9 protein-coding genes are annotated in these 12,466 nt (G+C 64.0%); 3 read left to right on the top strand and 6 right to left on the bottom strand.

Annotated features, from left to right (window positions below):
• Positions 1-2: 2 nt before the first annotated feature.
• On the bottom strand, positions 3-662 hold the full coding sequence (locus UP10_RS01180; RefSeq protein WP_044585623.1) for a peroxiredoxin: 660 nt from the start codon (positions 660-662) through the stop codon (positions 3-5).
• Between the two features lie 387 nt (positions 663-1,049).
• Between UP10_RS01180 and UP10_RS01175 the strand changes: the two genes are divergently transcribed.
• A complete protein-coding gene (locus tag UP10_RS01175) occupies positions 1,050-1,631 on the top strand; it encodes a hypothetical protein (protein ID WP_044585622.1) in 582 nt (193 codons plus the stop codon).
• 41 nt (positions 1,632-1,672) lie between these two features.
• On the opposite strand, the gene UP10_RS01170 is transcribed toward UP10_RS01175, so the two are convergent.
• From UP10_RS01170 to UP10_RS01150, 5 genes are all read right to left on the bottom strand, one after another.
• Positions 1,673-3,508, bottom strand: a complete 1,836-nt coding sequence (locus UP10_RS01170; RefSeq protein ID WP_044585621.1) for an alkaline phosphatase family protein — start codon at positions 3,506-3,508, stop codon at positions 1,673-1,675.
• A 141-nt stretch (positions 3,509-3,649) separates the two neighbouring features.
• Positions 3,650-6,874 (bottom strand): efflux RND transporter permease subunit, encoded by a 3,225-nt coding sequence (locus UP10_RS01165; RefSeq protein ID WP_044585620.1) that lies wholly within the window; start codon positions 6,872-6,874, stop codon positions 3,650-3,652.
• A complete protein-coding gene (locus tag UP10_RS01160; RefSeq protein WP_044585619.1) occupies positions 6,867-8,090 on the bottom strand; it encodes an efflux RND transporter periplasmic adaptor subunit in 1,224 nt (407 codons plus the stop codon). Before UP10_RS01160 ends, UP10_RS01165 begins: the two co-directional genes overlap by 8 nt.
• Positions 8,091-8,204: 114 nt before the next feature.
• A complete protein-coding gene (locus tag UP10_RS01155) occupies positions 8,205-8,468 on the bottom strand; it encodes a hypothetical protein (protein WP_156179600.1) in 264 nt (87 codons plus the stop codon).
• A 173-nt stretch (positions 8,469-8,641) separates the two neighbouring features.
• Positions 8,642-8,869 (bottom strand): hypothetical protein, encoded by a 228-nt coding sequence (locus UP10_RS01150; RefSeq protein ID WP_044585617.1) that lies wholly within the window; start codon positions 8,867-8,869, stop codon positions 8,642-8,644.
• A gap of 213 nt (positions 8,870-9,082) precedes the next feature.
• Here UP10_RS01150 and UP10_RS01145 point away from each other — a divergent pair, with 213 nt between their 5' ends.
• Positions 9,083-9,622, top strand: coding sequence for a hypothetical protein (locus tag UP10_RS01145; protein ID WP_044585616.1), 540 nt, complete (start codon positions 9,083-9,085; stop codon positions 9,620-9,622).
• A gap of 121 nt (positions 9,623-9,743) precedes the next feature.
• A complete protein-coding gene (locus UP10_RS01140; RefSeq protein ID WP_082076940.1) occupies positions 9,744-12,455 on the top strand; it encodes a bifunctional diguanylate cyclase/phosphodiesterase in 2,712 nt (903 codons plus the stop codon).
• The last annotated feature ends 11 nt before the right edge of the window (positions 12,456-12,466 follow it).

Genomic DNA, 12,466 nt, shown 5'->3' with positions numbered 1-12,466 from the left:
CGTTACTTCGGTTGCGGCACGATCCGGATATAAGGCTTCGGCGACTTCCAGCCGTCCGGATAGATCGTCTTGGCCTCGTCGTCGCTGACCGAGCCCGCGATGATCACCTCCTCGCCCTGCTTCCAGTCGGCGGGGGTGGCGACGCGGTGCTTGGCGGTCAGCTGCAGCGAGTCGATCACGCGCAGGATCTCCTGAAAGTTCCGGCCAGTGGTCATCGGATAGACCAGCACCAGCTTGATCTTCTTGTCCGGGCCGATGACGAAGACATTGCGAACGGTCAAATTGTCGGCGGCGGTGCGGGTGAGGGGATCGCCGGAGGTCGAGGCCGGCAGCATGTCGTAGAGCTTCGACACGTTGAAATCGGTGTCGCCGATCATCGGATAGTTCGGTGCGACGCCCTGGGTCTCCTTGATGTCCTCGGCCCATTTGGCGTGGCGGTCGACCGGGTCGACCGACAGGCCGAGCAGCTTGACGCCGCGCTTGTCGAATTCAGGCTTGAGATGGGCGAGCGCCCCGAGCTCGGTGGTGCAGACCGGGGTGAAGTCCTTCGGGTGGGAGAACAGCAGTGCCCAGCTGCTGCCGATCCAGTCGTGGAACTTAATTTTGCCCTCGGTGGTCTGGGCTTCGAAGTCAGGGGCCGTCGCGCCAATCTGGAGTGCCATGATATTACCTCATGCTATTGAAGTTGCTTATTAATCTGATTTCGAAGCGTCGCCTTCACTATACGAGGCAGCGAGGCACAAGTGAACCGGGCGATGAAAAAGGCGAAATCCTTCCCCGTGGAGAGGAATACGGAGCAACTTGTTTTGATCCTTGCCCCTGCGACGAAATAACAACTGCGACAGTAAAAGCTTGGAAATGCCCAGATAATGCCTTTTATGACCGCCATCTCACCGGTGCCGGCTGCTATACGACCGAACCGTGACAGTGATCACAGCGACCAAATAGCAACCATCTAAAAATCTCGGAACGCAAGTTCCGAATCATTAACCACTCGTTTACGCCCGCATGGAAAAGCTGGCCTAAGAATAGGAATTGAAAGTCAAACTATGTCCGCCCCAAGTACCAAGACCGCTGAGGCTCTCAGCGGTGCGTTGCAACCCTCCTGCCGCAACACCGCCGCCCATGCACTGACCATTGTGCGCGACGGCGTCATCACCGGCGAAGGCCCGACCACCAAGGGCCGTATCCATTTCTCCCGGTCGCTCGATGCCGATGACGCCCAATGGTGCGCGCGCATCCTGACGGCTGACGCCGTCGCGGATCAGCCGATCAGCCGGGCCGAGGTCGAGGCGCTGTTCCAGATCGACGAGGCCGCCGCCGAGCGTAGCGATGACGGCCGGTTCGACGACCTGCTCGCCAAGGCGATCGCCCATCATGCGGCGTCCGAGTCCGGCCTGCCGGTGCCTCCCCGCGCGGTGGCGTTGTCACCCGACACCGATATCGAGGGCTGGGCGCCGGCGCGGGCGACCAAGATCGACACTAAGGTTTTGGAGTGGATCGCAAGCCAGATGCGCGGCAAGCGCCGCGCCGGTCATGCGCTGGCGGCTATGGTTGCGACGCTGGTCGGCGCGACCGCGCTGCCGCTCGCGACGCAGCTGCCCAACGTGTTCGATATCGGGATGATGTAAGCCATCATCCCGATCGCAAGATCCTCTTGAGAGCGGCGGGGTTACTTCCCCGCCGTTTTCTGTTTGTCGTCGGCCTCGAGCCCGAGCGTCCGCCCCGGGAACCCGGCGACGTCGAAATAACGGGTCGAGAGCACGCGCTGGAACTTGATCACGGTACGCAAGCCATTGGCCGAAGGCTTCGAGGTGAGGGTGCCGTCCGCCATCTTCGGCACGATGCCGTTCGGCAGCGCCTCCGACATCACCCGGCCGGTCAGCCCGCCATTGTTCGGGGCGCGCAGGCCGAGCAGCTGGGCGGCGGTGATGCCGACATCGGCGTTGCTGACCGGAAGCGGGTCGACATAGCCCGCCTTGAAGTCCGGGCCGATCGCCGCGGTGAAGTTGTAGGTGTCGCCGCGGCTGAAGCTGCCATGCATGCCCTGGCCCTGGCGCAGCACGGTGTCGGCGATCTGCACCGAGCAGTTGGTCGGGATCTCGCAGCCACTCGACCAGGAGCGGAAATTGACCACGATCGACGGGTTCGGGGTCGCAGCCTTGCCCTTCAAATTGAGGTTCGACATCGGAAGCGTGCCGGCGAATTTGCCGAGCTTGTCGTCGACGAACAGCCCGCTGATATAGTCCTGCTCGAGCAACGCCTTGACAACGCGGTCAGCGAGCTTTTTGTCTCGGTTCGGCAGATAGATCAGGTCCGAGCCGCCATTGGTCGCGATCACGACGTCGGGCTTGGCGGGGTCCTGGCCGAGCACGCCGTTGCCGGCCTTGGGGTGGGCATTGTCGGCGATGCGGGCATTCTTGTCGTTGGGGTCGTAGAGCGGCAGGCTCAACGCCTTGGCGAGATCGATCGCCAGGAAGCCCATTGGGAGGAAATCCTTCGGCGTGTCGTCGTAGGCGATCTTGGCCGAGGGGCTGGTCTTGCTCTCCTTCGAGATGGTCGAGAAGCCGTGGTCGGAGGAGACGATGATGTTGGTGGTGGCGGCAAGCCCGAGCTCGTCGAGCGCCTTGCGCAGCTGCGCCAGATTGTTGTCGGCGTTCTTGATGCCCGCCAGCGAGGTCGGGCCGTTGATGCCGGGGGTGATGGTGTTGAGGCTGTCGCCGGTGTTGTGCTGGCTGCCGTCGGGATCGCGCGACCAGAACACCAGCACGAACGGCTTGTTGCGCGTCTTGAACATCGGCAGCACGACCTTGGTCGCGACGTCGGCCATGTAGGCCTGCTGCGCAACGTTGGCGACCGTCGTGCCGGGTGTCTTGGCGTCGCCGGCCTTGGCGTTGTCGCCGCGACCGGGCGTGGCCAGCGGCAAATTGGCCTTGGTCAGCGCGTCCTTCATCTCGTCGGAGATCGGAACGCCGGTCTTGCCGCCGGTGGAATCGTCGATCACGATCGTGTTCTTGCCGCGATCGGTGTGGTCGAACAGCAGCGTCGGGCCGACCTTGCCGATCGCTGCCGTGCTGAAGCCCTCGCGGCGGGCCATCTTCAGCAGCGTCTCTTCGTTGAGATAGTCGCCGTTGAAATGATCGTCGATGTCGGCAAGCACAGCATCATTCTCGATGAAGGGAACGACCGTGTCGCCGGCCGGCACCGAGCTGTAGCCGGTATAGATCGTATTGGAGAAGGTGCCGGTGTCGCCGAGATAATGCCCGGTCGACAGCGCCGAGCCGTTCGCCATCGTGAAGGTCGGAAACAGTGAATGCGAATTCTTGAAATGCACACCCTTGTCGCGGATCGCGGCCATCGCAGGTGCCGTTTCCGGCGTCACGATGCCGCCGCGCAGGCCGTCCGGAACGAACAGGATGAGGTTGCGGGGTTTGGCGTTCTGCGCCGAGGCGGCCCCCGCTGACAACGCGATCATGCTGGCGGACAACAGTGCAATGGCGCGACGCATTTATGATTTCCCTATGAAAAGCAGCCCGCGGCTGGTCGCCGCTGCCCTCGTTTAGTTTTGTCACATGACAGAATTGTTACAGTGCCTTCCCGGCGCGCCAATAGCCCCAGTTTTTCCGGTCGAGCGCCGCCAAACACGCCGTCATTCCGCAGGCTGAGTGGCTGTGCTCTCATTGCGCGCGGCATTCCCGGCATGACCGTACCGCGCATACAGCGCCGGCAGCACGGCGAGTGTCAGCAGGGTTGCGCTGATCAGGCCGCCGATCACGACGGTGGCGAGCGGCTTCTGCACCTCGGCGCCGGTGCCGGTGGCGAACGCCATGGGGACGAAGCCAAGCGAAGCAACCAGCGCGGTCATCACGACGGGCCGGAAGCGGGTCAGGGCGCCTTGCTCGATCGCTGACAGCATCGGCACGCCTTGCTCGCGCAATTGGCGGATGTAGCTCAACATCACAAGCCCGTTCAGCACGGCGACGCCCGACAGCGCGATGAAGCCGACCGCAGCCGAGATCGAGAACGGCATGCCGCGCAGCCAAAGCGCGGCGACGCCGCCGGTCAGCGCCAGCGGTACGGCGCTGAACACCAGGAGTGCATCGCGCGCCGATCCCATGGCCGCGAGCAGCAACAGGAAAATCATTGCAAAGCAGGCCGGCACCACGACGCCGAGGCGTTGGTGGGCCGCGGCCAGATTCTCGGACTGGCCGCCCCAAATCATCCAGTAGCCCGGCGGCAGCTTCACCGATTGCGCCACTTTGGCCTGTGCATCCTCGACCACCGAGCCGAGGTCGCGGTCGCGGACATTGGCCGTGACCACGATGCAGCGCTTGCCGTTCTCGCGGCTGATCTGGTTCGGTCCTTCGGTGAAAGAAAATTTCGCCACGCGGTTGAGCGGCAGGCTCTGCACGGCTGAGTTCGGCGTCGCTTTCGGCAATGCGACCGGCAGATTGCTTAGCGCCTCGAGATCGGAGCGCACGCTCTCCGGCAGCCGCACCACGATATCGAAGCTGCGGTCGCCCTCGTACACGACGCCGGCATCCTGGCCGCCGACTGCGGCGCCGATCACGTCCTGCACGGCCGAGACGCTGAGGCCACGGCGGGCAATTGCCGCCTTGTCGACCTTGATCTCGAGCACGGGGAGGCCACCGGCCTGCTCGACCTTGACGTCGGTCGCGCCCCGCACCGTGCGTAGCGCAGACGCAACCTCGTTGGCGGCCTTCAGCATCGGCTCGAAGTCGTCGCCGAACACCTTGACCGCGATGTCGCCGCGAACGCCGGCGATTAGTTCGTTGAAGCGCATCTGGATCGGCTGGGTGAATTCGTAGACGTTGCCGGGCAACCTGCCGACCGCTTTGGATATCTCCTCGATCAGCCGCGCCTTGGTCATCGACGGATCCGGCCACTGCGCGCGCGGCTTGAGGATGATGAAGGTGTCGGATGCGTTGGGTGGCATCGGATCGCTCGCCACTTCCGCAGTGCCGGTCTTGGAGAAGACGAACGACACCTGCGGAAAGCGGCTGACGGTCTTCTCGACGGACAGCTGCATCGCCTGCGATTGCGACAGCGCGGTGCTGGGAATCCGCAGCGCGTGCATGGCGATATTCTTCTCGTCGAGCGAGGGGATGAACTCCTGGCCCAGGCGACTGAAGCCGAACAAAGCGGCTGCGAACAGCACGACAGCAACCGCGATCATCGGCACGGGCGCCGCGACCGCGCGCAGCAGCAACGGATGGTACCGGCCCTTCAACGCCGCAACGAGGCGGTTTTCCTTCTCCTGCACGCGGCCGGTGATGGCGAGTGCGATCAGCGCAGGAACCAGCGTCAGCGACAGCACGAAGGCGGCGGCGAGCGCGAGGATCACGGTCAGCGCCATCGGCTCGAACATCTTGCCTTCGACGCCGGTGAAGGTGAGCAGCGGCACATAGACCAGCAGGATGATGGCCTGACCGTAAAGGCTCGGCTGGACCATTTCGATCGCCGAGGCGCGCACCGTCGCGAGCCGCTCATCACGCGTGAGGACGCGGCCGAGCGCCTGCTGCTTCTCGGCGAGATGGCGCAGGCTGTTCTCAGTGATGACGACGGCGCCGTCGACGATCAGGCCGAAATCCAGCGCGCCGAGGCTCATCAGATTGGCGCTGATGCGCCCCTGCCACATGCCGATGGCGGTCATCAGCATGGCGACCGGGATCACCAGCGCGGTGATCAGCGCCGCGCGGAAGTTACCGAGGAGGACAAAGAGAACCGCGATCACCAGCAACGCGCCCTCGGTGAGGTTACGGGCCACCGTGCCGATGGTCGCATCGACCAGCTGGGTGCGATCCAGCACCGTCTTGACTTCGACACCCGCGGGCAATGACGGCGCGATGGCACGCAGCCGCCCGTCGACAGCGGCTGAGACTGTCCGGCTGTTGGCACCGATCAGCATTAGCGCCGTGCCGATCACGACCTCACGGCCGTTCTCGCTGGCGCTGCCGGTGCGGGTTTCGCCGCCGATCGATACCGTCGCGATATCGCGGATCCGGACCGGAACACCGCCGCGGGTGGTGACGACGACGGCGCCGAGCTCGTCGATGGTCTCGATGCGCCCGCCGGACCGCACCACAAAGCCTTCGCCGTTGCGCTCGATATAGCGCGCGCCGCGGCTGACATTGTTGCCCTCGATCGCCTTGGCGACGTCGGCAAAGGTCAGGCCGAGCGCGATCAGCTTCGCCGCATCGGGCTGGACCTGGTACTGCTTGAGATAGCCGCCGATCGAATCGACGCCGGCAACGCCCGGCACCATCTTGATCTGCGGCTTGATGATCCAATCCTGCACCGTGCGCAGATAGGCGTCCTTCTCGACCTCGCTTTGCAGGATCTGGCCATCCGCCGTCAGAAAGCGGCCATCGCTTTGCAGGCCCGGCATGCCGTTGGTTGGCGCGGGTTGCCCGGAGAAGTGGACGGTCCACATGGTGATTTCGCCGAGCCCGGTCGAGGTCGGGCCGATCCGCGGCTCGATGCCTTGCGGCAGACGCGCGCGGACTTCGGTCAGGCGCTCGCCGACCTGCTGGCGGGCGAAATAGATGTCGGTCGCCTCGCTGAACACGGCCGTGATCTGAGAGAAGCCGTTGCGCGACAACGACCGCGTGCTCTCCAGTCCCGGCGCACCGGCCAGCGCGGTCTCGATCGGGAAGGTGACCTGTTTCTCGATCTCCGTCGGCGACAGTGCCGGCGCCGTGGTGTTGATCTGGACCTGCTTGTTTGTGATGTCAGGCACCGCGTCGATCGGCAGCCTGGTCAGCGCGATGCCGCCGAGCAGCATCAGGATGGCGGCAAGGGTGACGACGACCCAGCGACGCTCGATCGCAAGGGCGATGATGCGCTCAATCATGATCGTGCTCCGCGTCGTCCTTCTCGAGTTCGGCCTTCAGGGTGAAGGTGTTTTCCAGCGCGATGGTCTCGCCGGTGGCAAGACCGGCCAGGACCTCGACATCATCGTCGTCCTCCCGGCCGGTGCGCACCGACCTCGCTTCGAAGCCGTCAGCTTCGCGCACGAAGAGGGTCGGCGTGCCCTTGATGGTCTGCAGTGCCTTCTTCGACACGATCACTGCCGACGATGCACCGGTGAGGGGGACCTCCGCCGTGACGAACGTGCCGGGCTTCCAGCGGTGGTCCCTGTTCGGCATGGTCGCGATGACGCGCGCGTTGCGGGTTTCACGATCGAGCAGGGGGCTGACGAAGATCACGTCTGCGACGGCTTCGTCCTCGCTGCCGATGGTGCGGATCCTGATCGGAACGCCTTCGTGAACCGAACCGATGTCTTCCGGCGAGACGGCAAGATCGACCCAGATGTCGTCGAGATTGACGATGACGAAGAGCTCACTCTCCTGGCCCTCGCGGCCGATCAATCCGCCGAGATCGACGCGCCGCTCCGAGACGCGGCCCGAGATCGGCGAGCGCAGGAACTGCTTGCGCAGGCTTTCAGCCGGCTGGCTCGGCAGGTCGGCGATCTCGCCTTCCGACAGGCCCAGCGCAAACAATTTCTGCCGCGCGCCGTCCAGCTTGATCTGGGCATCGTTCGCGGTCAGCCGCGTGCGCAGGAACTCGTTCTCCGACACAATGCGGCTCTCGACCAGCGTCTTCTGCCTGGCATAGAGCGTCTGCTGCAGGTCGTTGGTCAGCCGTGCGGCGAGGTATTCGCTCTTGGCGTCGGCCACCTCGCGACTCTCGATAGCGGCGACGATCTCGCCCTTCTCGACACTGTCGCCGAGCCGCTTGCTTAGTTCCGCGACCGTCGCTAGCACGCGCACCGACACGCGGCCGATGTGATCGGCGTCGGGGATCAGCGATCCCGGCGCAAGGAAATGCCGTTTCAGCATGCCGCCACCTACCTTCGCGAGCGTGATGCCGGCTTCCCGAATCTGGTCTTCGTTCAGCTCAATGTGTCCTGGCGCCTGATGCCCGGTCTCGACCTTCGGCGACTTCGCCGTGGCCGTCTGCTGCGTCGTAGCCGGGACGGGCATTGGCCATCCTGCCCATGCCGCTGCCAGAACGACGAGCCCAATGCCGGCGACGACACCGGCGAAAAATAGAACAGTCCGTTTCATCTGCGTCTCTCCGCGAGCGCAGGCCAATGGCCTTGCGCTGTCGCCACGTCGATATGTGCGGAAACCTGCTCGCTGCCTGATGGCAGCGAGACGCGACCGGTGATGCCGATCAGATCAGGCGCGTGGCGGCTTGAATGGAGAGAGGCGGTCGGCCGATGCCGGCAGGCCAATGCTGACGTCGCCATAGGCATGCGGCGCATACGCGATGGCAACCACCGCGTCCTGCGGCGCGACGGAGGCGACGTGGGTCAGGCAGTGATCGCCATGCAGCGATGCCGGGTGGGTTGGAGCCTTGCCACCGGTGTCGTCGATCGACTGCGCGATGGACACGGCAAATCCTGCGTCGTCGTCGGAGGTCCAGCCATGGAAGAAGGACAACACCAGCGCCAGCGAAATCAATCCCGCGAGCAGACTGCGCCATCGGCGCGATCCTGCTTTGCGTAGGGAAGACTGAGTCGTGGCTGGTGAAGCGCCCATGCGCCCTAGTTAGCGCCGGCCTCCTGCGCATTCAAGCGCAAGCGCGCGACAGAATTGCTGCGAATACTATAACGTTACATGCTGGCTGCGCCGCGACGCATCAGCCATCGGCGCGCAGCGACGACGGCCCAGACCGCTTCGACCAGGCCGAACGGCCATGCACCCTGCAGGAATCCGTAGATCGAGCCAAGCGCACACGCGACCGCGAATGCGAGGATGAACCACGGGCTGCGCTCTTCGGCCGCATAGCAGACGAGCATCATGCTCACGGCGAACAATCCGAACAGGGTGAGTGCATCCATCGAACGGCAAGGCCCCGGTCACGTCAGTGTTGGCATCTGACCATGCCATGGGTGGAATATCCATCTGGCCCTGCGCGCGGACGGCCCGCGTCAAGCGACGGACAGTGGGCGCGCGGATGAATCGACGCACCCGACTACCGCCGTAAGCAAAAGTTTAAGGCCTGCGACATAAGATCGCTTGATAAACGTATTCGCGCTAACCGCCGGTTAACCATGCGGCTTCTGCCAATCAAGGATCCCGAGCGGTCCTGGCGCAACATCAAGGCACAGTGGAAGAAGGACGCTGAAGGCGTCGGGGAGGAATTTGCCACCTTCGGCGGCTTCGCCGCCCTGGAGGCGCTGACCTCCAAGGAAGAGGATAGTCAGGGCCTGTATTATCTGACCGACGGTGAGCGCGTTCACGCGGTCTGCCAGGTCAGGCGTTTGCTGATGAGCAAATATCCGACGCCTGCCTTGCGCGCGCGCTTCGTCAACGTCTCCCCGATCTATGACCTCGGCCTTGCCGCTACCAGCGACTACGCCCAGATGCTCGTCGCGCTGTTCTCCGGCGTCGTCTGGCTGTCGCGGGATGCGCTGTCGGCCAGCCACATCCGCTTCTTCCTGAAGAGCCCGGGCGACTCGCAATTCTTCGCGGCACTTCAGGTCGCGACGCCGCTTTCACCGTTCTCGAAGTTCACCATCGAGGGGGCGCTGATCGAGTGCAGCCTGAAAGAGGCGAGGGCGGCGCCCGGAGCGGTGAGGGTGGCTTCCTGACGACGTATCGCCGGGGTGGGCCGCCGTTGGGTGTGTGGACACCTTAACCGACCGATAACTGACTTTCCTAACCGCGCCTTGGGTTGTGGTCCCGTACAAGGGCACCCGCAGGGTCAGGAAAATGTCAACGCGTTCAACGAACGGCAATATGCCGGAACACCGATGGCTGTCGATAGCAGGTGTGCTGCGCGCCACAAGGCTCGGCGCCATTCAATGGCTCGTGCTGAGTGCTGCCCTGCTGGTGCTCGCGATCACGCTCGGCACCGGCTACCTTGCCTTGCAGTACCGCCAACGCGCGTTGCAGGTTTCCGAGCGCGAGCTCGACAACACCGCGCTGCTGCTGTCGCGGCATTTCGATCAGCAGCTCAGCGATCTCCAGCATGTCCACGATGATATCGTGAGCTATATGCAGACAGGGCAGATCGAGACCGCCGATCAATTCGAAGAGAACATGTCGTTGTTGAGCGCGCACGAAATGCTGCGCACCCGCCTGGCGACACTGCCGCACGTCGGCGGCCTCAGTCTCTTCAATGCCAAGGGATGGCTGATCAACTCGTCCGAGATGTGGCCGGTGCCTGATGTCAGCATCGCGGAGCGGCGCTATTTCCGGGAATTCACCTCGGGAAAGCCGACACCCGACGTCATCGTCGAACCGGCGATGAGCAAGGTGACGGGAAACTGGACCACGATCTTCGCGCGCAAGATCACCGGGCGTAACGGCGAGATCATCGGCTTTGCCAGCCGCGGCGTCGAACCCAGCCATTTCGAGGACTTCGTCGCCTCGCTGGCCCTGAATGGCGACACCGTGATCTCGATGATTCATCGGGACGGCACCATCATCGCGCGCTACCCGCAGGATACCAGTGTCGTCGGCCGCAACATCATCGACCAGCCGCAGTTCCGGAAGGTGCTGAGCGAGGGCGGCAACAGTTCGGGCCGCTTCTTCAACTCGCAGGGCGAGGAGAACGTCGGGGCCGTCAAAGCGCTGTCCCACTTTCCGATCCTGATTCTTGCGACGACCAGAGTATCGAGCGTGCTGGAGGATTGGCGCGCGCAGACCAAGCTGGAGTTCTTCGCCGCGGTTCTCGCCGTGGTCGTCGTTATCGTCATGATCTTCCTGATCGTACGCCAGCTGAGACAACAGCACGATGCAGCGCAGCGCCGGTTGTCCGAGAAGAGTCAGCACCTCGACACCGCCATCAACAACATGACCCAGGGGCTCCTGCTGTTCGACGCATCGTCGCGGCTCGTGATCTGCAATCAGCGATATATCGACATGTTCGGCATCTCGCCTGAGGTCGCGAAGCCGGGATGTCACCTGCGCGATCTGATCCTGCATCGGCAGGCGACCGGCTCCTTCGTCGGCGACGTCGACGAATATTGCGCCCGGTTCACGAACCGGGACGGCGACAAGGTCCAGGACACCACGGTCACGACGCCCGACGGCCGCAACATCCGCCTGATCTACAAGCGATCGCCGGATGGCGGCTGGGCCACCACGCTCGAGGATGTCACCGAGGGGCGGCGGGTGCAGGCGCGGATCGAGCATCTCGCGCATTACGATGTCCTGACCAATTTACCGAACCGCACGCTGTTCCAGCGCCATGCAGAAGGGCTGCTGTTCGAGTCCGCTGCGCGCGCGTTCGCGATCCACTATATCGATATCGACGAGTTCAAGCGCATCAACGACACGCTGGGTCATCTGATCGGCGACGAATTCCTCCGCGGCGTTGCGGACAAGCTGCGCCAGTCGATCGGACCGAACGACTTCATCGCGCGCCTCGGCGGCGATGAATTCGCCATCGTCCAGCACGACATCAATTCGGACGACGATGTCAGCGACCTCATTGCGCGGATCTATCAGTCGCTGCGCACGCCGTTCGACTGCTGCGGCCATCGCCTGTCGAGCGATGCGAGCATCGGGATCGCGGTCGCGCCGCGCCACGGCTCCGACCTGTTCGGCCTGCTCAAGAGCGCCGATCTTGCGATGTACGCTGCCAAGGCTGCTGGCCGCAGGACCTATCGCTTCTTCGATCCCGCCATGGAGAAGCAGGCCAATCTGCGCCGTGAGCTGGAGGCGGACCTGCGAACCGCGCTGGCCGAGGCCAGCTTCGAACTTTACTACCAGCCGCTGGTCGACCTGCGCAGCAACGAGGTGACCGGCTGCGAGGCGCTGTTGCGCTGGCGCCACCCGGTCCGCGGCATGATCTCGCCGATGGAGTTTGTGCCGGTGGCCGAGGAGACTGGCCTGATCGAGGAGATCGGGCTGTGGGTGCTGCGCACTGCCTGCATCGAGGCGGCGGCGTGGCCGCCGCATGTGCGCGTCGCGGTCAACGTCTCGCCGGTCCAGTTCAAGTCGGAAACGCTGGCGCTGAAGGTCGCTGGCGTGCTCGCCGAGAGCGGGCTCAACCCGCGGCGGCTCGAGCTCGAGATCACCGAGGCGGTGCTGATCGCCGACGACGATGCGGCGCTTGTCACGCTCGGCCAGCTCCGCGCGCTCGGCGTCCACATCGCGCTCGACGATTTCGGAACCGGATACTCGTCGCTGCAATATCTGCAGCGTTTCCCGTTCGACAAGATCAAGATCGACCGCTCTTTCGTCAAGGAAGTGGCCGGCAACTCCGGTTCGGCCTCGATCATCCGCGCGGTGGTCTCGATCGCGGCCGACCGCAACATGATCACGACCGCCGAAGGCGTCGAGACCGATCAGCAGCGCGACACCGTGCAGATGCTCGGCTGCACGCAGATGCAGGGCTATCTGTTCAGCAGGCCGGTTCCGGCGCAGGATGTCCGGATGCTGCTGGCCGTCGCCGGCGTCGAGGACGCGGCGTAGCGGCTGCTGAC

It is taken from the genome of Bradyrhizobium sp. LTSPM299, from assembly GCF_000938235.1.
In the GTDB taxonomy this organism is placed as follows: Bacteria; Pseudomonadota; Alphaproteobacteria; order Rhizobiales; family Xanthobacteraceae; genus Bradyrhizobium.
The sequence above is the reverse complement of the archived record's forward strand: the minus strand, read 5'-3'. Positions and strand labels throughout refer to the sequence as shown.